General features: G+C 70.6%; 25 protein-coding genes. 7 read left to right on the top strand and 18 right to left on the bottom strand.

Annotation, left to right across the window (positions count from 1 at the left end; genetic code table 11):
* Nucleotides 1-304: 304 nt before the first annotated feature.
* Complete coding sequence (locus VZQ01_RS27920; RefSeq protein WP_426745169.1) at nucleotides 305-1630, top strand: IS701 family transposase; 1326 nt, start codon at nucleotides 305-307, stop codon at nucleotides 1628-1630.
* Nucleotides 1631-1673: 43 nt separating this feature from the next.
* On the opposite strand, the gene VZQ01_RS27925 is transcribed toward VZQ01_RS27920, so the two are convergent.
* The 5 genes from VZQ01_RS27925 to VZQ01_RS27945 all read right to left on the bottom strand — a co-directional run bounded on the left by VZQ01_RS27925 (nucleotide 1674) and on the right by VZQ01_RS27945 (nucleotide 6680).
* Nucleotides 1674-2252, bottom strand: a complete 579-nt coding sequence (locus tag VZQ01_RS27925) for a YqgE/AlgH family protein (protein ID WP_426745170.1) — start codon at nucleotides 2250-2252, stop codon at nucleotides 1674-1676.
* A gap of 52 nt (nucleotides 2253-2304) precedes the next feature.
* Nucleotides 2305-2709 carry a hypothetical protein gene (locus VZQ01_RS27930; protein WP_426745171.1) on the bottom strand — a complete coding sequence of 135 codons (405 nt, stop codon included), beginning with the start codon at nucleotides 2707-2709 and terminating at the stop codon, nucleotides 2305-2307.
* A 233-nt stretch (nucleotides 2710-2942) separates the two neighbouring features.
* The gene (locus VZQ01_RS27935; protein WP_426745172.1) at nucleotides 2943-3527 is read right to left on the bottom strand and encodes a nucleotidyltransferase family protein; all 585 of its coding nucleotides are present in this window, start codon (nucleotides 3525-3527) and stop codon (nucleotides 2943-2945) included.
* A 627-nt stretch (nucleotides 3528-4154) separates the two neighbouring features.
* Nucleotides 4155-5267, bottom strand: a complete 1113-nt coding sequence (locus VZQ01_RS27940) for an XdhC family protein (RefSeq protein WP_426745173.1) — start codon at nucleotides 5265-5267, stop codon at nucleotides 4155-4157.
* Between the two features lie 33 nt (nucleotides 5268-5300).
* Nucleotides 5301-6680 (bottom strand): hypothetical protein, encoded by a 1380-nt coding sequence (locus VZQ01_RS27945; protein WP_426745174.1) that lies wholly within the window; start codon nucleotides 6678-6680, stop codon nucleotides 5301-5303.
* Between the two features lie 171 nt (nucleotides 6681-6851).
* Here VZQ01_RS27945 and VZQ01_RS27950 point away from each other — a divergent pair, with 171 nt between their 5' ends.
* Nucleotides 6852-7256, top strand: a complete 405-nt coding sequence (locus VZQ01_RS27950) for a hypothetical protein (RefSeq protein WP_223748357.1) — start codon at nucleotides 6852-6854, stop codon at nucleotides 7254-7256.
* A 6-nt stretch (nucleotides 7257-7262) separates the two neighbouring features.
* Here VZQ01_RS27950 and VZQ01_RS27955 read toward each other — a convergent pair whose 3' ends face one another.
* From VZQ01_RS27955 to VZQ01_RS27970, 4 genes are all read right to left on the bottom strand, one after another.
* Nucleotides 7263-8444, bottom strand: coding sequence for a DNA glycosylase AlkZ-like family protein (locus tag VZQ01_RS27955; protein ID WP_267699635.1), 1182 nt, complete (start codon nucleotides 8442-8444; stop codon nucleotides 7263-7265).
* 48 nt (nucleotides 8445-8492) lie between these two features.
* Nucleotides 8493-9056 (bottom strand): hypothetical protein, encoded by a 564-nt coding sequence (locus VZQ01_RS27960; protein ID WP_426745175.1) that lies wholly within the window; start codon nucleotides 9054-9056, stop codon nucleotides 8493-8495.
* Between the two features lie 72 nt (nucleotides 9057-9128).
* On the bottom strand, nucleotides 9129-9413 hold the full coding sequence (locus tag VZQ01_RS27965) for a hypothetical protein (RefSeq protein ID WP_426745176.1): 285 nt from the start codon (nucleotides 9411-9413) through the stop codon (nucleotides 9129-9131).
* Between the two features lie 124 nt (nucleotides 9414-9537).
* On the bottom strand, nucleotides 9538-10515 hold the full coding sequence (locus VZQ01_RS27970) for an NADPH:quinone oxidoreductase family protein (RefSeq protein WP_223748361.1): 978 nt from the start codon (nucleotides 10513-10515) through the stop codon (nucleotides 9538-9540).
* A 557-nt stretch (nucleotides 10516-11072) separates the two neighbouring features.
* Here VZQ01_RS27970 and VZQ01_RS27975 point away from each other — a divergent pair.
* Nucleotides 11073-13295, top strand: coding sequence for a M4 family metallopeptidase (locus VZQ01_RS27975; RefSeq protein WP_223748362.1), 2223 nt, complete (start codon nucleotides 11073-11075; stop codon nucleotides 13293-13295).
* Nucleotides 13296-13403: 108 nt separating this feature from the next.
* Here VZQ01_RS27975 and VZQ01_RS27980 read toward each other — a convergent pair whose 3' ends face one another.
* Both VZQ01_RS27980 and VZQ01_RS27985 read right to left on the bottom strand, forming a co-directional pair.
* Nucleotides 13404-14237: a metallophosphoesterase family protein gene (locus VZQ01_RS27980; RefSeq protein WP_223781590.1), complete on the bottom strand. Its 834-nt coding sequence runs from the start codon at nucleotides 14235-14237 to the stop codon at nucleotides 13404-13406.
* A 49-nt stretch (nucleotides 14238-14286) separates the two neighbouring features.
* Nucleotides 14287-14664, bottom strand: coding sequence for a response regulator (locus VZQ01_RS27985; protein ID WP_426745177.1), 378 nt, complete (start codon nucleotides 14662-14664; stop codon nucleotides 14287-14289).
* A gap of 124 nt (nucleotides 14665-14788) precedes the next feature.
* On the opposite strand from VZQ01_RS27985, the gene VZQ01_RS27990 reads away from it, so the two are divergent.
* Nucleotides 14789-15157 (top strand): helix-turn-helix transcriptional regulator, encoded by a 369-nt coding sequence (locus VZQ01_RS27990; RefSeq protein ID WP_046715939.1) that lies wholly within the window; start codon nucleotides 14789-14791, stop codon nucleotides 15155-15157.
* Nucleotides 15158-15174: 17 nt separating this feature from the next.
* Here the strand turns inward: VZQ01_RS27990 and VZQ01_RS27995 are convergent, their stop codons facing one another.
* Nucleotides 15175-16392, bottom strand: a complete 1218-nt coding sequence (locus VZQ01_RS27995; RefSeq protein WP_426745178.1) for a DUF790 family protein — start codon at nucleotides 16390-16392, stop codon at nucleotides 15175-15177.
* A gap of 470 nt (nucleotides 16393-16862) precedes the next feature.
* Complete coding sequence (locus VZQ01_RS28000; protein ID WP_426745179.1) at nucleotides 16863-18242, bottom strand: DEAD/DEAH box helicase; 1380 nt, start codon at nucleotides 18240-18242, stop codon at nucleotides 16863-16865.
* A gap of 126 nt (nucleotides 18243-18368) precedes the next feature.
* Here VZQ01_RS28000 and VZQ01_RS28005 point away from each other — a divergent pair, with 126 nt between their 5' ends.
* Both VZQ01_RS28005 and VZQ01_RS28010 read left to right on the top strand, forming a co-directional pair.
* Nucleotides 18369-18818: a DMT family transporter gene (locus tag VZQ01_RS28005; RefSeq protein ID WP_141325312.1), complete on the top strand. Its 450-nt coding sequence runs from the start codon at nucleotides 18369-18371 to the stop codon at nucleotides 18816-18818.
* A gap of 12 nt (nucleotides 18819-18830) precedes the next feature.
* Nucleotides 18831-19244, top strand: coding sequence for a response regulator (locus VZQ01_RS28010; protein WP_046715934.1), 414 nt, complete (start codon nucleotides 18831-18833; stop codon nucleotides 19242-19244).
* Between the two features lie 7 nt (nucleotides 19245-19251).
* Here VZQ01_RS28010 and VZQ01_RS28015 read toward each other — a convergent pair whose 3' ends face one another.
* Both VZQ01_RS28015 and VZQ01_RS28020 read right to left on the bottom strand, forming a co-directional pair.
* The gene (locus VZQ01_RS28015) at nucleotides 19252-19863 is read right to left on the bottom strand and encodes an outer membrane beta-barrel protein (RefSeq protein WP_223781594.1); all 612 of its coding nucleotides are present in this window, start codon (nucleotides 19861-19863) and stop codon (nucleotides 19252-19254) included.
* Nucleotides 19860-21011 carry a hypothetical protein gene (locus VZQ01_RS28020; RefSeq protein WP_426745180.1) on the bottom strand — a complete coding sequence of 384 codons (1152 nt, stop codon included), beginning with the start codon at nucleotides 21009-21011 and terminating at the stop codon, nucleotides 19860-19862. The genes VZQ01_RS28015 and VZQ01_RS28020 overlap by 4 nt, the downstream gene beginning before the upstream one ends.
* A gap of 603 nt (nucleotides 21012-21614) precedes the next feature.
* Here VZQ01_RS28020 and VZQ01_RS28025 point away from each other — a divergent pair.
* Nucleotides 21615-22229, top strand: a complete 615-nt coding sequence (locus tag VZQ01_RS28025) for a hypothetical protein (RefSeq protein WP_223748369.1) — start codon at nucleotides 21615-21617, stop codon at nucleotides 22227-22229.
* On the opposite strand, the gene VZQ01_RS28030 is transcribed toward VZQ01_RS28025, so the two are convergent.
* The 3 genes from VZQ01_RS28030 to VZQ01_RS28040 are packed head-to-tail and all read right to left on the bottom strand — an operon-like array spanning nucleotide 22226 to nucleotide 24744.
* The gene (locus tag VZQ01_RS28030; protein WP_426745181.1) at nucleotides 22226-23194 is read right to left on the bottom strand and encodes a hydrolase; all 969 of its coding nucleotides are present in this window, start codon (nucleotides 23192-23194) and stop codon (nucleotides 22226-22228) included. The two genes, VZQ01_RS28025 and VZQ01_RS28030, sit on opposite strands and share 4 nt — an antisense overlap.
* Nucleotides 23195-23238: 44 nt before the next feature.
* Nucleotides 23239-23583: a YkgJ family cysteine cluster protein gene (locus VZQ01_RS28035; RefSeq protein ID WP_223748371.1), complete on the bottom strand. Its 345-nt coding sequence runs from the start codon at nucleotides 23581-23583 to the stop codon at nucleotides 23239-23241.
* 21 nt (nucleotides 23584-23604) lie between these two features.
* A complete protein-coding gene (locus tag VZQ01_RS28040) occupies nucleotides 23605-24744 on the bottom strand; it encodes a hypothetical protein (protein ID WP_426745182.1) in 1140 nt (379 codons plus the stop codon).
* Nucleotides 24745-24764 lie beyond the last annotated feature (20 nt).

A 24764-nucleotide genomic window follows, 5' to 3' on the forward strand; every position in this document is an offset into this window, starting at 1 on the left:
CCGGGAAGACGTGGGGTCCTGGGGAGGTAGTCACTGCCCAGGCTCTTCCAAAGGCGTGGCGGCCCCGCGCTATTGCGGCGCTGTCGGGTATCCGACGGATGGAGGGGCTTGGGAGCCCATGTGCTCCATGAGGCGTGCTGCTGGCGCGGCGCGCTCAGACTCGACTTTCGCCCTTTTGGGGTGGGATGCCCAAGCAGGGGGCCGAGAGGAGAGAGGGCTGAGGGTAGGTAAAGAGCGGCCATCGAGACCAGCTGAGAGAGGTGTCCGGCAAGACACGCCTCTTCCAGCACCTTCGAGGTCTGCGATGGCCGCTTCCCATTTGTATGCACTGCTTCGAGTCCTGCAGCTGGTTCGGCCGGCGTTCACCGAGCCCTCGTTCCTCCGCTTCCTGGTGCTGTTCGCCGGCTGGGTGTGCAGTGGAGGCACGCACGCCGTTACCGAGGCGCTGGTGGCAGCGGGAGTGTCGGGCGTGCAGCACCATGCGGCCTTCCATCGCTTCTTCTCCCGGACGCGGTGGAGTGCGGACGAGGTAGGCCGACTGCTCCTGTTGAAGCTGGCGGCATTGGGACCCGTGCGGTTGGTACTCGATGACACCCTTTGCAGTCACAAGGGGCCGAAGGTTTTCGGCCTGGGCAGTCACCTGGATGCGGTTCGCTCCACCCGGGCCATGCGCGTCTTCTGCTTCGGCCACGTCTGGGTGACGCTCGCGGTGCTGGTGCACGTGCCCTTTGCTGCGCGCCCCTGGGCACTGCCCGTTCTCTTCCGGCTCTACCGCACCCAAGCCGAGTGCCAGAGGAGGGACATCCGGCACCGGAAGAAAACGCAGTTGGGCCGAGAGTTGGTTGAGCGTGTCCTCAGCTGGCTGCCAACGGGCCCTTTGGAACTGGCCGCGGACGAAGCGTACTCATGCAGCACCCTGCTCAAGGGGTTGCCGCAGCGGCTCGTCTTCGTCGGAGCCATGCGTCCAGATGCAGTGCTGACGCGCCCGCGCGTGCACCGCTGCCGCTCGCGGAAAACGGGGCGCTGGCTGACGCGTGACGTGCCGGTGCCCAAGCCCGAGGCCCTTGCCAGAGATTCAGCACTCCCTTGGATGCGGCTGACAGCCCAGCTCTACGGCCGCTCGCAGCAGGTGGACTACAAGGAGGTGGTGGCCCGGTGGAGGAGTGCTGCCGGCGAGCGGATGCTCAAGGTGGTCGTCGTGCGGATGACAAGTGGAAGCCGCCCCCTGCGAGTCTTCTTCTGCACCGCCCCCTCCCTGTCTGCCCTCGAAGTGGTGGAACGGTATGCCTTCAGGTGGAGCATCGAAGTGCTCTTCCGGGACTTGAAGCAACTGCTTGGCTTCGCCGACTCGCGGGCCCGCCGTCGCCTGGCCGTGCTTCGCACCGCTCCCTTCGCTGGCTTGAGCTACACCCTTCTCGTCCTCTGGTACCTGGAGCTGACCGCCAACTGGCAACAGCTGAGGGTGCCTCTGCGCCCCTGGTACACCACCAAGACCTCGGTCAGCTTCGCGGATGTCCTCCGCCTGGCTCAATCCTCCCTGGCCCGGGCCCGCTGGCATTCGCCGCGTCGACTTCGCGCCAACTTACGTGCTGCCTCTCGCGCCCCGCCATCTCAGGAGAGCGCGGAGTAGACCGCCGCGCTCTCTCCCTCGCTCTAAAATGGCGAAAGTCGAGTCAGAGGTGGCGGACGGCGTGCTCCTCCCACAGCGAGCCCGGCGCGGTGAACACGTCGGCGGGCTGGCCTTCGAGGACCCACCAGGCGCCTCGGGCCACCTCCTCCTCGAGCTGTCCGGGGGACCATGCGGAGATGCCCTCGAAGGTGAGGGATTCACCGACGGGCAGGTGCGCCTCGCGGCGTCCTTCGTACCAGGCGATGCCCTCGAGGAGGGGCTGTGCTCCCTCGGGGGCCGGGCGGCGCAGCGTGAGGGTGATGTGGAGCGCGGGGTTCACCGGCCCGCCCCAGCGGTCCACGCCCTCGGGGAGGCGCTCGCCCTGACGGGTGCGCATGCGATTGAGCACCACGCCCCACGTCCTGCGCTGGGCGCCCGCGTCGAGGAGCAGCACCACGGTCTCGTCGAAGTTCTCGGAGACGCGGCCGGGGCGCGCGACGAGCAGCGAGCCCGCACGGAGCGGCGCCGCGGGCAGTTGCTCCAGGGACTTGAGCGCGTCGATGGCGCGCGGGAAGAGCACGAGCAGCGCGGCCGCGACGAGCAGCAGCACCCAGCCGAGGTGCCAGCGCGAACGGCGCATCATGAAGCGGGGACCGGATGTGGGCGGGCTCCGGCCGGGTGGAGGAGGGGCGCGCTCACGGCTTGCGGTGGGGCCGCGGGGGAGGCGGGGCCTCCGACATGTGTTCGGCCTTGAAGCGGGCCAGGGCCTGCGCGGGGTCGATCTCCTGGAGCTGCTTGGCCTGGGTCTTCTGGGGCGAAGTGTACGGCGTGAGCTCCGAGGGGGCCTGCTGCTTCGAGCCGCGCAGCCAGCGCCGTGTCAGCGAGAAGAGGACGTAGATGCCGAGCGCCAGCAAGCTGTACTTGAGCAGCCACTTCGCCACGCCGATGAAGAGGCCGACCACGGCGATGGCGACGAGCAGGCCGAGGCCGCCGATGACGAGGACCTCGCCGGCGCTCCACGAGGACTCGCGCTCGTCCGAGCCTGTCGTGTCAGGGGACGCCTGCTCCTTCTGGATGAGGGTGGGCTGCTGAGACTCCATGAGAATCTCCCGACCTGAGCCTGACTGACGCGACCGCGTGTGACTCAGCATAGGAGGGATGCCGTTCGACGGACAGTACGGACAAGCGCGAGCGGCGGTGTCCCGGGCTCATACCGGTTACAGGCGTCGCCAGGGATTCATACCGGTTACAGGGCCTGGGCGGGTCCATCCCGGTGATGCGGGCAATCCGGTGCTCTGTCCACTCATGGGACGAACATCGAGACGCAATGGGGTTACACGGGCCGCCGAGGGTCGAGCCGGTCCAGGTCCGCGGGTGTGTCCACGTCCTCGCCGCCTCCGGGGAGCGGCACGATGGCGACGCGGGTCGGCTCGCGGGCAATCACCCCACGTGCGCCCTGGGCGGGAGACAGGGCCTCCAGCTCCGGGAACACGGCGCGGGAGAACAGCGCGGGGACGCCGTGCGTGCCGTCGTATCCGGAGGCCACGATGGGCGCACCGGTGGTCCGCCAGGTGTCCACGAGGGCTCGGAGATGTGATGCCGTGACGCGGACCTGGTCACAGAGCATGAAGAGCACCGCGTCCACGTCGGGGGTATCCGAGGACATCGCCGAGAGCCCCATCGTCAGGGAGCCGCCGGGACCGCGCGCCCAGTCGGGATGCTCGATGACTCGCAGGGGGAGGTCGACGAACTCGGGGGCGATGATGTCCCGATGGGCACCGAGGACCACGAGCACGGGACCTTCGCCGAGGGACAGGGCCGCTTCGGCGGCGCGTCGGATGAGCGTCTTCCCCTCGTGGACGACGAGCTGCTTGGGATGTCCGAGCCGAGACGAGCCTCCCGCCGCGAGCAACACCACGCCTGCCCGCGTTTCAGCTCCAGGCTTGCTTCCGAGGGAGCGCGGCTCGTTCACAGCCGCCCCCGCTCACGCGAAGGCCGTGGGTGGGCTTCCGCGAGAGGACTCGGCGACAGCGCGGTGCTCGTGATGCGCACTCGCCCCAGGTCGCGCTTGGTCCTCTTGCGTGCTTTCGCGACAGAACTCGACGACGGTGTGTCGCTCGCCACTCGCGCTCGTCCCAGGTCGCGCTCGAACCTCACGCGGGAGGACTCGACGATGGCGTGGCGTTCGCCACTCGCGCTCGTCTCAGGTCGCGCTCGGTCCTCACCCGGGAGGACTCGACGATGGCGTGGCGTTCGCCACTTGCGCTCGGTCCTCACGAGGGAGGACTCGACGATGGCGTGTCGCTCGCCACTCGCGCTCGTCCCAGGTCGCGCTCGAACCTCACGCGAGTCTCCGCGGGAGAATTCGACGACGGCGTGTCGCTCGCCACTCGCGCTCGTCCCAGGTCGCGCTTGGTCCTCACGCGGGAGAACTCGACGACGGCGTGGCGTTCGCCACTCGCGCTCGTCCCAGGTCGCGCGCGGTCCTCACGCGAGCTTCCGTGGAAGCCGCCGTGCTTTCCCGGACCCAGGTCTCGCTCGGTCCTCACGCGAGCTTCCGTACGGGGGGCGGCGCCACCGTGTGGATGGGCGCGCGGCGCTCGCGCAGCTTGCCTCCCTCCCGCTCCGACACCACGGCCTGCAGCTCGGCGACGATGGACAGGGCAATCTCCTCCGCGCCCTCCGCGCCGAGGTCCAGCCCCACCGGGGCATGCAGCTTCTCCAGCATCGTCGCGCTCGGCGCGGTGGCGAGCCCCGCGAGCAGCCGCTCCGTGCGGGAGCGCGGACCCAACACGCCCAGATACCGCAGCGGACGCGGGAGCAATCCCGCGAGCAGCTCCTGGTCCTGCGGCAGGCTGTGCGTCATCAACACCACCAGCGCGCGAGGTGACACCGGCACCGACGTCGCCGCCTCACCCGCCTTCGCCGAGACCACCGCGTGCGCGAGGGGGAACCTCCGTCGCAGCGTCTGCGCGGGGCGGTCCGCGACCACCGTGACACGCCAGCCCAGGCTCGCGGCCTGCGTCACCACGGGCGCGACGTCGAAGCCGCTGCCGAACAACACCAACTCATGGGGCGGCTCCACCACCTCCACCAGCACGTCCGCGCCGCCACACGGTCCGCTCCACGTGCGGCCCTGCTCCATCGCCTCGCGGGCCGCGACGCGGACGGCATCACCCAGTGCGCCCGCGATGTGTCCCGCCTCCACGCCATCGTCACGCACCATCCACCGCGTCCCCACGGCCTGCGCGGGCCCCTGGTACACGGTGGCGATGACGGCGCGACGTCCCAGGTTCCGGGTCTCGTCCGCGAAGACCAGGGCATCGGCCGGGCCGGGCTCGCAGCGCTCCAGCAGCACGTCCACGACACCATTGCAGCCGAGCGCGAAGGACAGGCTCCCCTCGTCCTCGATGCCCTCTCCCGTGGAGTCGTAGCGGAGCACGCGAGGCCCGGTGCTCGTCCAGAAGAACGCTTTGCGGACGATGTCGGCCTCCAGGCACCCGCCGCTCACGCCTCCGGCGAGCCAGCCGTCCTCGCCCATCAACATCCGGGCACCCGGCTTGCGGTACGACGAACCCGACACGGCGACCACCGTGGCCAGTACCCAAGGCCCACGGGAGCGCGCGCGAGCGCGGAGGATGGCGTCCAGGTCCTTCATGTTGGCCCCGAGCCTAGCAGACGGCCGCTGACGTCACCGCGCCACCGAGCCGTCACCCGGCCCGGGGGAGACCGCGTGTGTTGGAGACCGGGCAGGGGCTCGCGCGGCGAGTCGCGCGGCCTGGGCGCAGAGGAACACGAGCAACACCGGCTCGATGAAGTACTTGAACCGCATGTTCTCGCCCTTCTCGAAGAGCACGCTCACCGAGACGACGAACATCACCGGCAACACCAGCCCGACCACCTGGAGCCAGTCCACACGACGCTTCAGCTCCCGCGCGGCCCGCGCTCCCGCGAGGAGCACCAGCACCCAGAGCACGGGCGACGAGAAGACGAAGTCGAGCGGCGCTCGCCACGGCAGCCGGTCCACCAGGACGTTGGGCTGGTAGCGGCTGGACGGCACGCCATACATCACCGCGTTCTCCGCGAACGAAGCGAGCGTCGCGGAGAGGGGCCGCTCGAAGAGGGCCCGACGGCACACGTACTTCAGACCCACCGAGTACCGCAGGGCATCCAGGTGGTTGTAGTTGTAGTAGCCCCCGAGCTTCTCGTCCGTGCGCAGCACCGCGGCGCTGGACGGTGGCGGCAGGGACCTGGGCAGCACGTTGTCGGGCAGCCGCACCGCGCCGAGGTCCGGCTCGCCCAGGCCGATGGCCCGACAGAAGTTGAGCCCGTCGAAGCTGGACGTCATGGACGTGTTGAACAGGGCGAGCTGCTTGGCGACGTAGGGGCCCGCGAAGAGCGCGACGACGACGAGATAGCGACCCACGCTCCGGGCCGAGGCCCCCCGGAGCGCGAGACACAGGGCCACCAGTGGGAAGAACGGCCACTGGAAGATGGAGCGCAGGAAGAAGAGGACGAGCGACGCGGCGGCGAGCCGGGCGATGGAGCCGTCCTCACGTGGGAGGCGCCACAGCTCGAAGCAGAACCACAGGAAGGCGAGGGCGCTGGCGGCGGTGCTGTCCAGGAGGGTCGCGAAGGCGAGGGTCCCCGGATGCAGCGCCATCAGCACCGCGGCGACGCGGGCGAAACGCCGCCCCGCCACCTGGAAGACCCAGGCATGCACGAGCGTCACCGTGCCAGCGAACACGAGCGCCCAGACGACATAGGTCCAGCGGTCCACGGCGTCGACCAGGGCCAGGTCCTCGAGCGGGCCCTGGAACAAGGCCAGCGCGGCGCGGAGCACGTCCAGCAGGGGCGGCTGGATGTGCAGATACCAGAGGGAGCGCAGCGGCTCGTCGCGCAGCTCGCGCAGCGACAGCGTCTGCATCATCCGCTCGGAGCTCCACGCCTGGAAGCGCAGCCCGTCTTGGGTGAAGCGGCGCAGCCCCGCCTCCAGCACGAGCAGGAACAGGAAGGACGCGGCGAAGACGACACCCCGCTCGCGTCGGCTCGCGACACGGGCGTCGGGCATCGCGGGCGCGTCCGAGGCGAGGGGAGGGGATTCGGCCACCAGGGGCGAGTCTCGCAGCCTCCCGGGGTCCTCGTACAGTTCACGGAGTGTGACCCGGTCCTCCGGGCGGGCGCGGGGAATCACCCGGGGGACTGGATGATTCCCCTGTCTCAGGCTGTACTTGGCTTTCGCATGCCCATCCTGCGTCAGGCCCACGCGCTCCAAGCCCTCCGCGAGCTCGGTCGACTGGCTCCAGACCTCGCCCGCGTCCGCGCCAACCGCTCGTTGGAGGACAGCCTGCGCAGCCTGAGCGAGGCCTGTCAGACGACGCTCGGCATGGAGCTGGAGACGCTCATCCTGTTCGACGCGCGCTCCGTCGTGCGGTTGTTCGGGCACGCCGAGCAGGCGCGCATCCTCGCCCACCTGATGGACGAGCGGGCACGCACGCTCGCCGAGCACGGCGACTTCGTGGGCGCCCTCTCGGACACCGTCTACGCGGGGCAGTTGCTCATGTGCTCGCGCCAGCGCTTCGGTGTCCACAAGGACGCTGGCGCCGCCGACGCGCTGGAGCGCGAGCTGCCCAAGCCCGCGCCCTGATTCGACTCAGGAGGCGCGACCCGTGACGCGCGCCCGGGGCCTGCGCACCCTCTCGGCGCCGCACGCGGCCGCATGACGCGCGAGCGCCTCGTCGAGCGCGGCGTCGTCCAGCTTCACGCCCTTCTGCCGCCACAGGTTGTCCACCTGGAGCACGCCCTCGCGCACGCGCGCCTCCAGCCGTCCCACCAGCTTCCCTCGATGGAGCAGCGGACAGACGTACCACCCCCACTCACGCTGCGCGGCGGGCTTGTAGACCTCCCACGTGTAGTCGAAGCCGAACGCCACGCGCACCAGCTCCCGGTCCCACAGCACCGGGTCCAGGGGCCCGAGGATGCGCATCCTCGCGTCGGGCTCCGGCTGCTCCCGCTCCCGGAAGCCCACGGGCGCCAGGTAGCGCCGGGGCGAGCCGGGAATGCTGACCGCCTCCAGCACGCCCTCGTCGACCAGCGTGTCGGGGAGCGAGGAGGTGCGCACCTCGGTCAGCGTGGACCAGTGGGGACCGCTCGCGCGGCTGAGCAGGCCCGCGGCCTCCACACGCTCGGTCAGCCCCCAGCGCTCGAACGTCTGCGTCACCCGCGCCTCGGCCATCCGGGGCAGGGCGCGATGCGGGACGTCGTACAGCTTGCCGCCCGGGCCTCGGCCACACACCACCACCTGACAGCGCGTCCACAGGATTTCCAGCGCCATCGCCGTGGCGCGGGCCGTGCCCTTCCAACCACTCCAGTCGATGGGCACCACCGCGCCATGGTCCTTCAGCTCGCGCGACGAGGAGCGACCGCGCGCCGTCACCTCCTCGAGCACCGCGTGCAGCACCGCCTCCGGCACCCGCTTGAGTCGCTCCTCCAGTCGCCACCAGGGCGCCTGGGCCGCGCGCTCGCGGTAGTAGGGGAACGCGCTGGCGGGCAGCAGGCAGCGCTCCTTGGCGAAGTGCTCGAAGGCGTGCCCCGGCAGCAGGTGTCGGTACACGTCGCCGCGCGCCAGCCCGTCCACGCGCGCGAGCGCCACCAGGTCCGCGTTGGTGCCGATGACATCCAGCGGGTCCAACTGGATGCAGCGCAGGCGCTTCAGGAGCGCGCGCGCACCCCGGGCCCCCTGCAGCGGGAAGGGGCGCGCGAGCCCGAGGTGCGCGACGAGGAAGCGTCGGGCCTCGTCCGGCGGAAGCACGGTGGCGGGAGGATGCGAGGGCACGGTGTGGACTCTAACGTCGCCACGGCCGCTTGCCGGAGCCATGTGGGCTCAGGGGCCGGATTTCTCGGCGACGCGCTCCACGATGTCCCTGGGCAGCCGGAGGGCCCGCTCGAACTCCAGGCGCACCGGAGCAGGCACGGGAGGCGAGCGCGCGTCGAGCTGCGCGAGCAGCCGCTCCCCCAGCGCGAGGAACTCGAGCCCCTGTCGCGCGAGGCTCCGGGAGAACGGGCGGAGCTCCACCTCGACGCGTGGGGTGATGGGCGTGCCGCTCGCGCTCCGGTCCTCCAGGACCAGCGTGTCCCCGTGGCGCCAGAGCTTCATGGCGGACTCCTCCCAAGGGGCGGTCCGTGCCTCGTCGGCACCGTCGAGGAGCTTGTCCAACGCGAAGAACCAGCTCCACGTCATCCAGAGCTCGTCGACCGAGTCCTCGTCGCTGAAGGCCACGCCGCCCACGTCGATGAAGAAGCCTCCGACGAAGCTGCAGCAGCTCACGCGGGGACGACGGAGCACATCGTCGAGGTACTCCCGCTCCAGGCCCTGGAGGTCCGCGAGCCCCACCCACCGCTGCTTGACGAACACCCGGAGGTCGGCACGGAAGGACGGAGCGGACATGGCCCCGACTGTACCGTGCAACCTCCTTGCTCGTGTAACCCCATGGCTCGGACGTGGGCCACGGGGACCTCGTCAGTCGCGCTCGTGCGCGTCGGGGTCCTCGGGCTCCGGCTCCAGGCGCGCCTGCCGCTGGCTGGCCTCCCACGACTCCTCCGCGTCGTTCACATGGACGATGGCGGCCTCCGCGTCATCCTGGGCGCTGGCCCAGGTGGTGTGCCCGCCGGCGTAACCCTCCAGGGGCCGCGGCCCGCGATGGGCCTCCACCTCCAGGTCCCGCTGCTCCTGCTCGCGGAGCCGTTGTCGCTCCTGCTCCCGCTCCCGTTGATGCTGTCGCTCGAGGATGGAGTCATCCGCCATGGCGCCGTCACCTCCTGGCTCCAAACCTGCGGACGAGGGATGAGCGCCGCAGCGAAGCGGCGCCAGGGCCCGGTGGGCCGCATGCTCGGAGGGCGGCCGGAGTGCACCGTCACCCTCCGAGACGTCAGCCTTCGCGCACGCGCAGGACGACCTTGCCGGTCGCGCGCCGGGCGTCCAGCTCGCGCAGCGCCTGCGCGCCCTGCTCCAGGGGGAAGACGGGCCCGACGACGGGCTCGAGCACCCCCTGGTCCGCCATCGCCTCCAGGTCCTTGGCGATGGTGGGCGTCAGCGACGGCTCGTGGATGAGGAAGCCGCCCCACGCCACGCCCACGACGTCGATGTTGCGCAGCAGCAGCTTGTTCACCGCCACCTCGGGGATGCGGCCTCCGGCGAAGCCCACCACCAGCAGCCGTCCCTCCGGCGCCAGCGCCTTGAGGCTCTTGTCGAAGATGTCCCCACCCACCGGGTCCAACACCACGTTGGCGCCCAGGCCGTCCGTCAGTTCCTTGAGCTGCGTGAGCCAGGGGCCCGAGGACAGCAGCACCTCGTGCGCACCCGCCTTGCGGGCCACCTCCGCCTTGCGCTCGTCGCTCACCACCGCCACCACGCGCGCGCCCGCGCCTCGCGCCACCTGGATGGACGCCGTGCCCACGCCGCCCGCGGCGCCGTGCACCACCACCGTCTCTCCCGCCTTCAGCCGGCCCCGGCGGTGCAGGGCGAAGTGCGCCGTGTGGTAGTTCATCACCACGCCCGCGGCGGCCTCGAAGCTCCAGCGCCGGGGGATGCGGAACACCATCTCCGCGGGAATCGCCGCCACCTCCGCGAAGCCTCCCAGCCCGAAGCTGAAGGCCATCACCCGGTCTCCCGCCTTCACCGACGCGCCCTCGGGCGCCGAGCGCACCACGCCCGCCACCTCCACGCCCGGCACGAAGGGCAAGGGCGGCTTCAACTGGTACTGCCCCTTCGTCAGCAGCAAGTCGGGGAAGCTCACCCCCGCCGCCACCACGTCGATGAGCACCGCGTCCTGCGCCTCGGGCTCGGCAAGCTCCACCAACGCCAGCCCGTCGGGTCCGTCCAGTCGCTGCAGCTGAAGTGCGCGCATGTGCCTTCCTCCCGGGACGCAAGCCTCGCGCACCCGTCCGCTTCCGCAAAGCAACTCCACGCGCGCGCCGCTGTCAGCTTCGCCCTGAAGGGCGCGTCCGCCGTGAGGATTTCCGGCGTCCGTCCGGTGTGGCCCGACACGCACTTGGGTGCTTGGGGGCGCTGGTTCGACTCCAGCTCTCCCGACTTCAATCGGGAGATAGCTCAGCGGTAGAGCACGAGCCTGAAACCATGGCCGCGCCACTCGGACGCCGGATTTCCTTCCTCCCAAAATTCCCCGGAAATGCCGCGAGAAATGCGGTCCGCGCGCGGACCCCGTGAAGGCCCTTTCGGCCACGCATTTTCGCGAAATTCTGTTCACACCAGGGTTACCCACTACGTCGGGCGGCTCGGCGGAAGCGGCGGGTAGGGCTCCGATAAGTTGCTGAAATAGTTGGGGCTTCTGGCTGAAACTCGCAATGTGAGAATAAGCTACTTAGTAAAATTATCGCGCAACCTTGAAATACACAACCATCCTGTGACACTGTGCTTTCTAATCTTTCCGTTTAGGAGGATTACATGGTGAATCAGCGAGTACGCGGTGTTCTTGGTGTAGCGGCGCTGTCCTTCCTCGTTGGTTGCAACGAGTCCACCCCTGCTCCCGAGGCCAAGCCCCAGGACACCGCGACGAAGAGCGCGGCGGCCCTGCAGCTGACCGGGAAGAAGGTTGTTGCTACGGATTCCTCCGGTGTCGCCAAGTTCATCACCGGCGACCTCGGCCCCGCACCGCAGGCGGCCGCGGGCTTCTCGGCCCTGGGCCAGGCGGACCTGGCTCCGGTGGCGGCGCTCATCGCGCCCCAGCTGAACCTGAACCCGGCGGACCTGGTCCTGAAGAAGACGTTCACGGACCGCCAGGGCGACGGCCACGTCGTCTACGGCGTGAAGGTCAACAACATCCCCGTGCTGTACGGCCAGCTGCGTCTGACGACCCGCGGTGGCAAGGTCATCGCGGCGTCCACCAACACCCGCAGCGACCTGAAGGCCACGGCCAAGGCGAGCGTGGACGTGTCGGTGGCGAAGGACGCCCTGCAGGCGGACCGCTCCACGTTCGACGGCCTGAAGATCGAGGACGGCCACGAGCTGGTCTATTTCCGTGACGGCGACGAGCTGGTGCTCGTCTACAAGCTCATCCAGTCGGGTGAGCGCCGCGACGGGACGCCCGTGCGCGATGTCGTCCTGGTCAACGCGACCAACGGCGACGTGATTGCCCGCCACCCGCAGATCAAGGAGGGCCTGGCCCGCCGGATGCACAACGGCAACAACACCACGACGCTCCCTGGCGCGGTGGTTCGCACCGAGGGGCAGCCCGAGGTCGCCGACCCGGTCGTCAACACGAACTACGACCACCTGGGCACGGTGTACGACTGCTACAGCGAGCTGTTCGGTCGTGACTCGTACGACAACGCCGGCGCCACGCTGGTCAGCACGGTCCACCACCGCGTTGCGTACGTGAACGCCTTCTGGAACGGCACCCAGATGGTGTACGGCGATGGCGACGGCGTGAACGCCAGCAACCTGGCCAACTCCCTGGACGTGACGGCGCACGAGCTGACGCACGCCGTGACGGAGTTCTCCTCCGACCTCATCTACGACAACCAGTCGGGTGGTCTGAACGAGTCCTTCTCCGACATCTTCGGCGCGGTGTGCGAGTGGTACGGCGACGGCAACGTCGTCAGCGCGCGCACGTGGCTGGTCGGCGACGACGTGTGGACGCCGAACATCCCGAACGACGCCCTGCGCTACATGGCGAACCCCACGCAGGACGGGGACTCGCTCGACTACTTCCACGACTACGACGACAGCGTGGACGTGCACTACAGCTCGGGTATCTCCAACCTGGCGTTCTACCTGCTGTCGCAGGGCGGCACGCACCCGACGGGCAAGACCACCATCTCGGTCACCGGCATCGGCATCGAGAAGGCCGCGCAGATCTTCTACCGCGCGAACAACACCATCCTCGAGTCGGACGCCACGTTCGAGGACGCGAAGGTCGCCACCGAGCAGGCCGCCGCGCTGCTGGGCTACACCGCGGATGAGATTGCCTCGGTGACCAACGCCTGGAAGGCCGTGGGCGTGGGCGTGCCCATCATCGTGGACACGACCCCCATCCAGAAGGACGTGCCCATCACCGGCATCGGCTCCACCAGCGGCCAGAAGAAGTACTACGAGTTCAACCTGCCCGAGGGCGCGTACGACCTGAACGTCTCCATCGCCGGCGGCACGGGCGACGCGGACCTGTACGTTCGCTACAACAACGTCCCCACCACCAGCCTGTACGACTGCCGTCCGTACCGCGCGGGCAACGCCGAGTCCTGCGCGTTCGCGACGCCGAGCCAGGGCCGCTGGGTCGTCATGCTCAACGCCTACAGCACCTTCTCCGGCGTGACGCTGACGGTGACCTGGAAGGGTGGCTACATCCCCGTGCAGTCCGGCATCGCGCTGAAGAACCTCTCCGGCGCGGCGGGCTCCTCGAACGTGTACACCATCGAGGTTCCGGAGCGTAAGCCCGGCACCGGCATCAACAGCCTGTACATCCAGACGGGCGAGGGTGAGGGCAACCCGGACATCTACGTGAAGCGCGGCTCGGCGCCGACGAAGTTCGACTACGACTGCCGCAGCGTGAAGGAGCACCAGTCCGAGGTGTGCAACCTCATCAACGTGCCGGCCGGCAAGTACTACATCGAGATCTACGGCGCGAAGGGTGGCTACGAGGGCATCGCGTTCATCGCGTCGCACAAGTAATCACCTGATGTAGACGGCGCGGCCCCGAGGCCGCGCCGCTCCAAGGCCCCGGTCGTCCGTTTCCTCACGGACGTCCGGGGCCGATTCATTTCCAGCGGCGCGAAGCCCTCAGAGCGGGCGGGTGGCGGGGCCGGGGAGGATTTCGCGCAGGCACCGCTCGATGCCGCCCCGGTGCTTCCACTGCATGGGGTAGCCCAGCGACACCTCCTCGAAGCGCACCCCGTCGCGCCACTGCGTGAGCGGGATGTGCAGGTGGCCCGTCACCACGACCTCGGCGCGGTAGCGCGTGTGCCAGTCCTCGGTGCGCCTGGTGCCGCACCAGATGGAGAAGCGGGGGATGCGCGGCAGCCGCACGTGCTCGTGCCGGAGCGGGTAGTGGTTGACGAGGATGGTGCTGCAGCCCGGTGGCAGGGCGTCCAGCCGGGCCCGGGTGGACTCCACGCGCGCGGCGCACCACGCGGAGCGGCTGGGGTACGGGTCCGGATGCAGGAGCACCTCGTCGGTGCACAAGAGGTCGTCCTCGAACGCCCACTCCAGCGCCTTGTCCTCCGGCACGTGGTCCGGGCGGAACGAGTAGTCGTAGCCCAGGAACATGGGGACGATGACGCGGTGGGGGCCCTCGCCGGGCCAGCGCGGGTAGGGGTCCTCCGGCGTGAGCGCGCCGTGGCCGCGGCACAGCGCCACCAGTCGCTGGTAGCGCGCGTCGCCGCGCAGGGAGGGTTGCTCGGAGGGCATGGTCCACAGCTCGTGGTTGCCCGGCACCCAGATGACCTGGCGGAAGCGCGCCGTCAGCGTGCGCAGCATGAAGTCCATCTCGGACAGCGTCTCGCCCACGTCGCCGGCGACGATGAGCCAGTCGTCCGGGAAGGCGGGCAGGGTCTGCAGGGCCTGCTTGTTGTCGGCGTGGCGCAGGTGCAAGTCGCTGATGGCGTAGAGCTTCATGGGGGCGTGCGTCACCTTAACGTGCCCGGGGGGCATGCGCCGCCACGGCTCAGGCCCAGGGGTGGGTGGTGGCCTGTCCCAGGGCACGGAGCCGCGAGTGGAGCTCCCGGGGATGCGCGGCGCGGTCCACCCAGGTGATTTCGCGCGGACACGACCTGGGAGGTGGGCGCACCGCGTGGAGCGCGCAGGCGGTGTGCGGGTGACGCGCGCGCACCGCCTGGAGCAGGTGCAGCCCGTCTCCATCCGGCAGCAGGTCTCCGCAGACGACTACGCGCGGCGGCTGCTCGTGCACGAGCGCGAGGGCCTCCGCCATGTCGCGCGCGAAGCGCTTGGCGCCGGGGAGGTCCCGGACGAGCCGACGCCACGCCGACAGCGCGAGGGGGTCTTCATCCACGAACAGGAAGGTGACGAAGGGCTGCGTGCTCATGGCTTCGACGTGGCGCGGGTGAGGTGACGCATCAGGTCTGCTTCCCATAAGACTACCTGGGAAGTTCTTGGATGCCAACCTCTCAAGTCATATCGACATGGACGAACCCGTTAGGTTAACGAACATGGAAAAGACCCTCGCATCCCGCCTCGGAGGAGCTGCGCGCCTGGCCCGCACCCGGCTGAACCTGACGCAGGCCGACGTCGCGGAGCGCATCGGTATCGCGAGCGAAGTCTACGGGCGGCTGGAGCGCGGCCACATGTTGCCGAGCATCCAGACCTTCCGGCGGCTGTGCGTGGTGCTCTCCATCTCCGCGGACGAGGCGCTGGGGCTCAAGCCCTCGCAGGAGGTGAAGTGGGCCGCGGAGCCTCCCAGCGAGTATGGCGAGTCGGGTGAGCTGCGCCGGCTGTTGCGCCGGGCCAAGCAGCTGGACCGCAGCGCCATCCGGCTGTTGAGCGTGCTGGCCGCGCAGTTCAAGCCCAAGGGCACCTGAGCCGCGGCTTGTCCCCGTTACTTCCGGGGGCTCGTCGTGGAGAGCTTCGACAGCCGGTCCTTGAGCTTCTTCGCGGAGGGGAAGCCGTGGAAGAGCACGACCTGGGGATGGGCCTCCAGCGTCGCTCGCTCGGCGGGTTCCTTCGTCAGCAGGGCGCGGTCGACGCCCAGGAGCAGCCCCGCGTCGGGTCGGGTGCGCAGCTCCGCGAGGCGGCGGGTGAGGGCGCTCGCGTGCCAGGCGTGGAACAGCTCCAGGGCGACCTCCTGACGCGAGCCGCGGTGGCGGAAGGTGAGGTCCGGCACGCAGAGGCTGGCGGCGCCCACGTGGCGGGGCAGCGGCGTCAGGTCCAGCTCCCACGCGTCATCCTCGAAGCTGGAGGACAGGGAGGCGACCTCCTCGGGGACGTGACCCAACGCGGCGGGTAGGGGAGAGACGAGCGGGTCCTTGTCGCTCAACATCAGCGTGGCCTGGCGGCGCGAGGGCTCCACCGTGGCCTTGAGCTCCCAGCGCTCCAGCACCGGCACCACGGACAGGAACGAGGCGAGCTGCAGGCCGTACTTCTTCTGCAGGGCGAGCATGGCGCCGGGGCCTTCGACCTCCAGCTCCCAGTCCGGGCCATCGCGTCGGACCTCGGCGACGAGCCGGCAGAACTTCAGCCAGCGCAGCACCTTGCGCACGCGCAAGAGCTCCGGTGCGCGAGCCCGCAGCGTCAGCCGCCGCGCGGACAGCAGCGGCCCCTGGGCGAGGGCGAGGTTGTAGCGGTCCACCAGCGCCTGCGCCGTGGGTGCCTCGCCGTCCCAGCCGAGCAGCTTCCGGTTTCCGGGCAGGTCCGCGTAGAGCGCCGCGCGCGCATCCTGGAGCGGTGTGGAGAGGGCCTGCTCGAGGCGGGCCTCGTAGGCTTCCACCGTGGTGTCGGGCGTGAGGGCGCGGAGCACCTGGGCGGCGGTCTTCAGCCGGGCCCAGCGGGTCTCGGAGACATCGGGCGCGGGCTCCTCGAACGTGAGCCGGTCCACGAGCAGCTTCACGAGACCGCGCGCGATCTTCGGACGCGACCAGGCGCCCGCGAGCAGGCCGAGGCCTTCCTCCACATCGTCACAGATGGCGCCTCGCGAGGCCTCGACGGAGGCGAGCAGCTCGGCCGCGAGTGCGAGGAGCGCCGGGTCATCGCGCTTCACGAAGGCGGGACGGAGGATGCCCTTCTGCGTGCGGTACGCGAGCAGCTCCCGCGTCAGCATGGCGCGCCTCCCGGGGAGAGCGCGGGGGCGTCACGCTTCACGAACGCGAGACGGAGGATGCGCTTCTGAGCGTGGTGCGCGAGCCGGGGCGTCATGGCGCACTTCCCGTGGAGGGCGCGGGGGGCGTCATGCCTCACGAAGGCCAGACGGCGGATGCCCTCCTGCGTGCGGCATGCGAGCCAGGTCTGCACGGCGCGCCTCCCCTGGAGCGCGCGAGGGACGCGGGGACGTCGCGCTTCACGAACGCAGGACGGAGGATGCGCTTCTGCGCGCGGTATGCGAGCAACTCCCGGGGCGGCACGGCGCGCCCTGCGAAGAGCGCCTGGGGAAATGGAGGCCCATCGACGAACGGGACGGCGGTGGCTCGCATGTCGCTGGACTCCACAGGTGAAGGCCCAGGGACGCGCGTCACCACCCGGGAGTCCGGGCATGGTGGCTGGGTGCATGCTGCCGGAGCGCTGACGTCGCATCTAGCCCTCCTCCAGGTAGGCGTCGTGCTGCCTGCGCCGCTCGCTGATGCCGCTCTCCGCCGTCTGCGCGGAGCAGACCTCGTACAACATCGCTCTCTTCCCGGGGCGCTTGCGCAGGATGCGCCCCAGCCGCTGCACATGCTCGCGCACGCTCCCGCTGCCACTGAGCACCACGCCCACACGCGCCTCCGGGACGTCGACGCCCTCGTTCAACACGCGCGAGGTGAGCAGCACCGGCAGCTCCCCCGAGGCGAACGCCGCGAGCAGCGCCTTTCTCTCCGGTATCGGCGTGTGGTGCGTGAGCGCGGGCAGCAGCAGCCGTCGCGCCAGCGTGTACACCGTCTCGTTGTCGTCCGTGAAGACGAGCACCCGGTCCTCGCGGTGCTCCAGCAGGATTCGCCACAGCACCTCCTGCTTGCCGCTGGAGGTGAGCGCGATGCGGCGCTGCTCGCGATACGCCCGGTACGCCGCGCGTCCCTCGTCGCTGCGCTGACTCTGCGCCAGGAAGCGCGCCCAGCCCTCGGGCGCCGACAGCCGCACGCCCAGCTTCCGCACGAAGCCCAGGTACAACGCCCGGGCCTCGTCGTAGCGCGCCTTCTCCTCCGCCGTTAGCGGCACCTCCACGCGCTTCACTTCGTAGGGCGCCAGGTACTCCCCCTGGAGCTCGCGGATGTCGGTGCGGTGCACCAGCGGCCCCAGCAGTTCCTCGACCACCCGCTCTCCGCCGTCCGTGCGCTCCAGCGTCGCGGTGAGCCCCAGCCGGTACGGCGCCAGCGAGCCCTCCGCGATGAACCGATAGCTGGGCGCCGGCAGATGGTGACACTCGTCACACACGAGCAGCCCGAAGCGGTTGCCGTGGAACTCCGTCTGCATCGCCGCCGAGTCGTATGTCGTCACCGTCAACGCCTGCCGGTCGTTCACCCCGCCCCCCAGCATCCCCACCGGGAGCGAGAAGTGGCGCGCCAGCACTCCCTGCCACTGCGTCATCAGGTCCAGCGTGGGCACCACCACCAACGTGGGCCGCCTCACGTGCGCGATGGCCAGCACCGCGAGCAGCGTCTTGCCCGCGCCTGTCGGCAGCTCCACCAGCCCCTTGCCCCCCGCGCGCGTCCAGGCATCGAGCGCCGCGCGCTGGTGGGGGAACGGCTGGATGGGCACCGTCAGCTCCGCCTCGAGCGGTTCGAAGCGCTTCGCGCGGTCCTCGTACGCCACCCCCAGCTCGCGCAACCGCAGCACCACCTCGCGGTAGTGCCGGGCGGCGGCGCGGTACACCCCCGTGCGCCCGTCCTTCTGGAAGAGGGCGCCCAGTCGCGCGTCGTCCGGCAGCGTGGGTGCCACCAGCGTGCCGCAGTCGAAGTGGAGCTCGAGGGGGGCGTCCATGGGGCGAGCGTTGGACGTAGCCGGTCGATTCCCCTTTCGCCAGCCTCTTGAGACGTCGAGAGCCCCCGCGAGTCCGAGCGTGCCACCTTGCGGCCGGCCCGGCGTTCGGGGTACCCACCCGCGCCCATGCGTTTTGTCTCGCTCGTTCCCCTGCTGTGTGGGCTGGCGGTCGTCGCCCAAGGTGGTCTCAACAAGCGCTTCGCCGGCCAGTGGGGCCTGCTGAGCGCGGTCCTCATGAACATGGTGGTGGCGACGGTGGCCACCTTCGCCGTGTACGCGGTGGCGCGCACCGTGCCCGGGCTCTGGCCCGAGGCCGCCGCCGCCGAGGGGCGCTTCTCCGGCTTCACCCCCTGGCACCTGCTGCCCGGCTTGTGCGGCGTGGTCATCGTCGTGGGCATGCCGTGGGCCATCGGCCGGCTGGGCGCGGTGCAGTCCGTGCTGCTGCTCATGGCCGCCCAGCTCGTCACCAGCCTCATCTGGGATGCGATGGTGGAAGGGCGCCCGGCGACGGCCGCCCGGGTGTTGGGCTCGGCGGTCGCCTTCGCGGGTGCGGCCATCGCGGTCTGGAAGGGTTAGCTTCCCAGGCAGATGCGTCGCGTCCTCATCGCCAGTCCCCATGCCGCGTCGCGGGAGCTGCTCCGCCGCGTGCTCGCCGTCGGCGACGAGAGCCTGTCCATCTCCGCCACCGGCGACACGGACGACGCGCTCGCCGCCATCGCGTCCTCGCCGCCCGCGCTCGTGGTGGTGGACCTGCGCCGGCAGGACGAGGACCACCCGCTCTTCCTGGGGCTGTTGCGCAAGCGCTACCCCACGCTGCCAGTCATCGCCCTGGTGCCCGGACGGATGCGCATCCTCGATGGCGTCCGCGAGCGCGTCGTGGACGCGCCCGGTGAGTCCGCCGAGTCCCTCCACCAGCTCCTGGAGTCGCTGCGCACGGCGGTGCGCGAGCTGGTCGCGCAGGATTTGCTGCGCGTCCTGCGCACGCCGGTGGGGCGGGCCTGAGCGCCCGTCACAGGCGCAGCCGGTAGCCCAGTCCGCCCGCGAGGACGCCGCCGACATTCACGTCGCCCGTGGTGACGAAGTCGAGCGGCGCCAGGTGGTAGTGCGCCTCCAGGAAGAGGCCCCCTGGACCCAGCGGCAGCTCCACGCCGAGCAGGGCCTGGAGCCCCAGTCCGCCGCCGCTCTCCGACGCCGTGGCGCCGAACAGGTCCGACGTGGCGCGGTGCAGGTACAGCCCGGGGCCTCCGCCCACGTACGGCGTCAGCGAGCCGAAGGCCCGCTCGAAGCGATAGACGGCCGACAGCAGGAAGGCCACCTCGCGCACCGCGAGCGTGTAGCGGCCATCCGGCGGCGGCGCGCCGAAGCCTCCGAGCTGCGGGTCCGTGAGGACGCCGGACGTCTGCGGGCGGTGGTAGCCCACCTCCAGCGTCACGGCCAACCGTCGCTCGAGCCAGGGCGTGACGTAGCCCAGCTCCAGCCCCAGGTAGAGGTCTCCGCCCAGCGACGTGGTGGACTTGAAGAAGCCCACCTTGGGCGCGAGCAGCACGTTGCCTCCCTCCGTGGGGGCGGGCTTCGCGCCGGAGGTGAGCGCCGCGAGCGCGACGAGCACGAGGGCATTCATGGCTGAACGGCTCCAGGGACGTCGAGGGGCGCGGCCTGCTCCGAGGTGAAGCCAGGTCCGCCCACCACCGTGAAGCCCTCCGTCGCGGGCACCTCGCCCAGCGCGCCCGCGGGGTCCAGGACCTCCAGCGCATAGGGGCCGCCCACGACGATGCCGCCAGGGCAGGTGGGGTCACCTCCGGGCTCGTCGAACCCCGAGCACGTGGGCACCACCGCGCGCAGCTCCTGCGGCGACACCAGCTCCACCGAGCGCAGGGGGATTCGCTGCGTCTGGGACGGCGCCGACTTCACCGGGGCCACGATGTAGACCTCGGGCACGGCGCTGAACGCGCGCTGGGCGCCGGTGGGTGTGTTGCGGATGAGGACGGTGGTGTCGCCACGCTCCGCGCCGGAGCGCGGTGACACGGTGAGGGTGCCCAGGCGCGGGTAGCGCACGTCGAGGGCGCCCGTCGCCACGGCCTCACACCCGTCTCCATGCGCGACCACCAGGCTGTAGACACCCTCGGGCGTGCCCGGCGGCAGCTCGGACTCCACGCGCGTGGGCGAGACGACGGTGACGAAGAAGAGCGGTTGATCCTCCACGCCCTCGCGGCGCAGGGAGAGCAGCGGGCTGGTGCCCGGCTGGAAGCCCTGGCCCTCGATGACGATGGGGTTGGAGTCCGCGGCCGAGTAGCCATCCGCGGGCGGCATCACCCGCGCCACCGAGGGCGGCTCCACCACCAGCAGCGCGTCCGGCAGCCGGCCCGTGCCGCCCAGGGGATTGGCCACCTCCACCGCGTAGCTGCCCGGGGAGAGCTCCACCGGCGGCGAGCTGTCGCGCGTGGGCACGTCGAGCAGCAGCAGCTCCGGCCGCACATAGAAGACCTGCTCGCGCGTCAGCGTGTACGTGGACGGGCCGCGCAGGGTGACCTCCGGCAGCTCCACCGTGGGCGCGTCGGTGAGCACCTCGCCCGGCACGGGGGAGAAGCGCCGGCCCTGGAGCTCCAGCCTCCAGCCCGTGGCCCCTCCCTGGGCGTTGCAGAGTCGGGTGAGCTCGCCCACGCGGGCTCGCGGATTGACCACCCGCTCCACGGCGGGCGTGGGTCCCTCCGTCGTTCGCGAGCACCCACCGAGCACGAGCACGACGGTGGCGATGGCTGTCAGGCGCAAGGCGCTCCCTCCCCTTCGGCTGCGAAGTCGCGCACGTTAGGACGCCCTCCCCGGAGGTCCGGAGATTTTTCCGGTTTCGGTCCCCCAGGCCATCCCGCGGGACGGGGGCTCCTTCGCAACCCCTCGAAGTCATTGGTTTCGAGCGGCGTCCGAGGGACGGCACGGCGGATGCTATGGCCACGCGCCGCGGGGGACGACGCGGGTCGGTGGGGGGCGATGGGGGCGGGTCGGTGGGGGGCGCTGGGGGGGACGCGAGCGCGTCGTCGCGAGGGGAAGGGCGGGGACGAGTCGGTGCCTGGAGTGGGGAGGCAGGGCTTGTCGGTGGGACGAGGGATGGGGGCCGGTCGGGGGGAGCAGGACGTCAAGCGCGGCGGAGCTTCGGGCGACGCGAGCGGCGTGGCGGGTGGAGGGGGAAGGGCGGGGGGCGAGGAGGCGGGCTCCGGTGGAACGAAGCAGGCATCCGCCGGAGCCTGGTCCACCTCGTTGAAGGGTGGCGAGGCCATGCGCACCGTTGGTCGGCGGGGGTGGGTTGCCCCGATGACGACGGTTGGCAAGGTCAGGGGCCGCGGAGCGTCGCGGCGGCTTGGGGTGGGGATTCGACGCATGGGGACGCGGTCCACGCTGCTCGCGTTGGTGGTGCTGCTCGTGGCACCGATGGCGAGCGCATTCGAGGCAGGGGATATTCGCCGTCGGGCGACACAGGACCCCGAGCGGGTCGCGCCCTTCGGGTTGATGCTGGACGCGGGGGTGACGGAAGGCGCGGGGTTGTCCATCTCGTTCCGTCCCGCGCGGGTGGTGCGGCTGCATCTGGGCGCCACGCACAACGGCGTGCGCGCCGGCGCGAGGGCGGGGCTCACGCTGTTGCCGCTGCGAAGCCGGGTGTCGCCCGCCTTCAGCGTGGAGATTGGCCACGCGCAGCCCGCGGACGTGCGCGCCCTGGAGCGCAGGCTGGCGGACCTGTCACTGCCGCCGCTGCCGTCGCTCGAGCGCGTGGGCTACACGTACGCGAGCGGACTGGTGGGCTTCGAGGTCAGCATGCCCCGGAGCATCACCTTCTTCGTGCGCGGCGGGGTGAGCTTCATGGAGCTGTATGGCCCCAGCTTGAAGGACCTGGACGAGCCGCTCCGGGGCACCGTCGGGCCCGCGGAGGACCGGTCGTGGATGCTGCGCACCGTGCGCCCCACGGCGAAGCTCGGCTTCATCCTGAACTTCGGCTAGCGGAAGGTGTCGAAGAAGGCCAGCGCCTGGTCTTCCGCCCAGAAGCGGGGACGGTGCAGCTTGCCGGCGACGAAGCCCACGTGTCCGCCGTGCGGGGTCAACACCACGCTCAGGTGCGGGTTGTCCTTCGCGTCCGGCGGGATGACGGGCGCCTGCAGCATCGGGTCATCCTCGGCGCTGATGAGCAGCGTGGGCTTGCGGATGGCGTGCAGCCTGGGGCCCGACGAGGACTCGGCGTAGTAATGCTCCGCGCTGTTGAAGCCGTGCAGGGGCGCGGTGACGGCGTGGTCGAACTGGCGCACCGTGCGCGCCGCCTCCATGGCCCGGCCGTCGAAGGCGTTGGGGAAGCGCTTGAGCTTCGCTCGCGCCTTGCTCTTGAGCGTGCGCAGGAAGCGCTCGCGGTAGATGCGGTGGAACGGGCCGGGACCATCCAGCTTGGCGCAGCACGCGTCCAGGTCGTACGGCGCGCTGATGGACGCGGCGGCGCGGACGGGGGCCTCCTCGCCCTGGTCCTCGAGCAGTCGGCAGAGCACGTTGGCGCCCAGGGAGAAGCCCACGGCGAAGAGTGGCCCGGTGACGCGGGCGCGCAAGTCCCGGAGCAGCCCGAGCGCGTCGTCGATGTGGCCCGAGTGGTACGTGCGCGCCAGCCGGTTGGGCTCGCCGCTGCAGGAGCGGAAGTTGAGCGCGGTGGCGCCCCAGCCGCGCTGGGCCGCGCCCCGGAGGATGGCGGTGATGTAGCCCGCCTGGGAGGAGCTCTCCAGCCCATGCAGGGCCACCACGTGCGGCGCGCCGCTGGGGCCGTCGAAGGTGTCCAGATCGACGAAGTCGCCGTCGGGCAGCTCGCGCCGCTGGCGCTTCAGCGGAGGGGCGTGACGGGGACGCACGAAGTTCGCGTAGATGGTCTGCGCGTGTTCGTTCGTCAGGCCCGGCGCGGCGACGAATGGCTCGGTCGGCTGGAAGCTCACGGCCGGGGGATAGCGCCCCGGCTCGCGGGGGACAAGGGGCCGTGTCAGGCCGGCTCGTCCGGGCGTTCTCCACCGGGCGCTCCGGCCTGAAGCCTGGCGGCGGCCTGCCGGGCGCGCTTCATGGAGGGGCAGCCCTGCTCCTTCACGGCGCGGGCCTCCTCCGTCAAATCGAAGAGGGCCAGGTACTTGTGCACGCGCTCGTCCAGGGTGGGCGCCTCGATGAGGCGGCACACCTCGTCGGCCTGGTAGTCGCGGCAGATGTTCGGCCGCTGCTCGTAGATGGCGCAGAGGTTGTCGGGCAGCAGGTGCGGGCACCTGAGCCCGAGCGGCTTGTCGAGCGCCGCGATGTCCGGCGCCACGCAGCAGGCGCCACAGAGGGTGCATTCCATGGGGGCCTCAGCCTCGTGGGCTCAACGTGGGACGGCCTTCTTCACTTCCCCGCCGTTCGTCACCGTGAGGACCACGCCCTGGCCCTTCTTCCACGACAGGAACTCGGCCTCCGTCTTCGGCTCCAGCACCTGCTCCTTCACCCCGTCGTCCTCGTAGCGCACGTTCACCACGTACGCCTCCTCGCGCCGCTGACGGTCCTGCGGTCCCACCTGGAGCGTGGGCCAGCGCGGGGCGCCGTCCTGGCCGGAGGCCTCGCGCCGGTCCACCTTGCGCCACTCGTGCGTGTCATAGGTGCACCGCCGCGCGTAGACGGGCTCGTTGCGGTAGCGCGTCTGGTCCTGACAGTCCTCGTAGGACTCGTTGCAGTACTTCGTCACGTCCTCGCAGACCTCCTCCGCGAAGCCGTTGCCCTTGTCGCGTCGGCGGCACTTCTCCTCGGTGCCACACGCCACCTTGCGCGTCTTGGAGCGGCACACGCGCTCGGTGCCGTCCGCCACCTTGCGCGTGCCGCGCTGGCGCTCCACGCAGCCGCGCACGTTCTCCACGCCGGCGATTTCTCCCGCGCCGTTGACGGGCATGCGCGCGCTCGCCTGGCGCAGCTCGTCCGCCCAGCCCTCCTTCTCCACGCGGGTGAAGCGCTCCTGCACCACCGCCACCTTCCACGACGTGCCCGTCACTTCACCCGGGTAGTCGTGCGTCTGGTTCGACCATCCCGAGTACACACAGGTCCCGAAGCAGCACGACAGCAGCGCGCCCAGCAACAGCCACAACCCCAGCCGGGGCTTCTTCTTCGGGGGAGGGGCGGGAGCGGGCGGATGTCCCGACAAATCCTTCCGGGGCCCCACCTTCGAGTCCGACTCGCGCTCGGCGTTGCAGTGCTTGCAGCGGGGATGGTCACCCCGGTTGGCGGCGCCGCAGAAGGCGCAGAACCAGTCCTCGCCCGCGTTCGCCAGCTCCACCGCCTTCTCGTCCGTCACGCCCTCGCGCAGGGACCTGCCGCTCGCCGCGTCCACGTCGCCGAAGTCGAAGTCCGACTCGTCGCCCGACAGCTCCCGCGGGTTGTTGCAGGTGGGGCAGCGCTTGTGCCGCGCGAGGATGTCCTTGGCGTCGCACGAGGTGCAGTTCCAGGTGCCTTCGATGATGCGCGTGCGCTTGGCCATGTCGGGACATCCTAGCCGCG

This window comes from Myxococcus faecalis, from assembly GCF_050039385.1.
Taxonomy (GTDB): Bacteria; Myxococcota; Myxococcia; order Myxococcales; family Myxococcaceae; genus Myxococcus; species Myxococcus fulvus.

Excerpts from the sequence above, each read along its gene's own strand:
- VZQ01_RS28040 (WP_426745182.1), bottom strand. The coding sequence starts at position 24,744 with ATGGCCAAGCGCACGCGCATCATCGAAGGCACCTGGAACTGCACCTCG.
- VZQ01_RS27980 (WP_223781590.1), bottom strand. The coding sequence starts at position 14,237 with ATGAAGCTCTACGCCATCAGCGACTTGCACCTGCGCCACGCCGACAAC.
- VZQ01_RS28000 (WP_426745179.1), bottom strand. The coding sequence starts at position 18,242 with ATGGACGCCCCCCTCGAGCTCCACTTCGACTGCGGCACGCTGGTGGCA.
- VZQ01_RS27945 (WP_426745174.1), bottom strand. The coding sequence starts at position 6,680 with ATGCCCGACGCCCGTGTCGCGAGCCGACGCGAGCGGGGTGTCGTCTTC.
- VZQ01_RS27995 (WP_426745178.1), bottom strand. The coding sequence starts at position 16,392 with ATGCTGACGCGGGAGCTGCTCGCGTACCGCACGCAGAAGGGCATCCTC.
- VZQ01_RS27970 (WP_223748361.1), bottom strand. The coding sequence starts at position 10,515 with ATGCGCGCACTTCAGCTGCAGCGACTGGACGGACCCGACGGGCTGGCG.
- VZQ01_RS27920 (WP_426745169.1), top strand. The coding sequence starts at position 305 with ATGGCCGCTTCCCATTTGTATGCACTGCTTCGAGTCCTGCAGCTGGTT.
- VZQ01_RS27950 (WP_223748357.1), top strand. The coding sequence starts at position 6,852 with ATGCCCATCCTGCGTCAGGCCCACGCGCTCCAAGCCCTCCGCGAGCTC.
- VZQ01_RS28010 (WP_046715934.1), top strand. The coding sequence starts at position 18,831 with ATGCGTCGCGTCCTCATCGCCAGTCCCCATGCCGCGTCGCGGGAGCTG.
- VZQ01_RS27965 (WP_426745176.1), bottom strand. The coding sequence starts at position 9,413 with ATGGCGGATGACTCCATCCTCGAGCGACAGCATCAACGGGAGCGGGAG.
- VZQ01_RS28025 (WP_223748369.1), top strand. The coding sequence starts at position 21,615 with ATGGGGACGCGGTCCACGCTGCTCGCGTTGGTGGTGCTGCTCGTGGCA.
- VZQ01_RS27930 (WP_426745171.1), bottom strand. The coding sequence starts at position 2,709 with ATGGAGTCTCAGCAGCCCACCCTCATCCAGAAGGAGCAGGCGTCCCCT.
- VZQ01_RS27960 (WP_426745175.1), bottom strand. The coding sequence starts at position 9,056 with ATGTCCGCTCCGTCCTTCCGTGCCGACCTCCGGGTGTTCGTCAAGCAG.
- VZQ01_RS27925 (WP_426745170.1), bottom strand. The coding sequence starts at position 2,252 with ATGATGCGCCGTTCGCGCTGGCACCTCGGCTGGGTGCTGCTGCTCGTC.
- VZQ01_RS27985 (WP_426745177.1), bottom strand. The coding sequence starts at position 14,664 with ATGAGCACGCAGCCCTTCGTCACCTTCCTGTTCGTGGATGAAGACCCC.
- VZQ01_RS28015 (WP_223781594.1), bottom strand. The coding sequence starts at position 19,863 with ATGAATGCCCTCGTGCTCGTCGCGCTCGCGGCGCTCACCTCCGGCGCG.
- VZQ01_RS28005 (WP_141325312.1), top strand. The coding sequence starts at position 18,369 with ATGCGTTTTGTCTCGCTCGTTCCCCTGCTGTGTGGGCTGGCGGTCGTC.
- VZQ01_RS27975 (WP_223748362.1), top strand. The coding sequence starts at position 11,073 with ATGGTGAATCAGCGAGTACGCGGTGTTCTTGGTGTAGCGGCGCTGTCC.
- VZQ01_RS27940 (WP_426745173.1), bottom strand. The coding sequence starts at position 5,267 with ATGAAGGACCTGGACGCCATCCTCCGCGCTCGCGCGCGCTCCCGTGGG.
- VZQ01_RS28035 (WP_223748371.1), bottom strand. The coding sequence starts at position 23,583 with ATGGAATGCACCCTCTGTGGCGCCTGCTGCGTGGCGCCGGACATCGCG.
- VZQ01_RS27990 (WP_046715939.1), top strand. The coding sequence starts at position 14,789 with ATGGAAAAGACCCTCGCATCCCGCCTCGGAGGAGCTGCGCGCCTGGCC.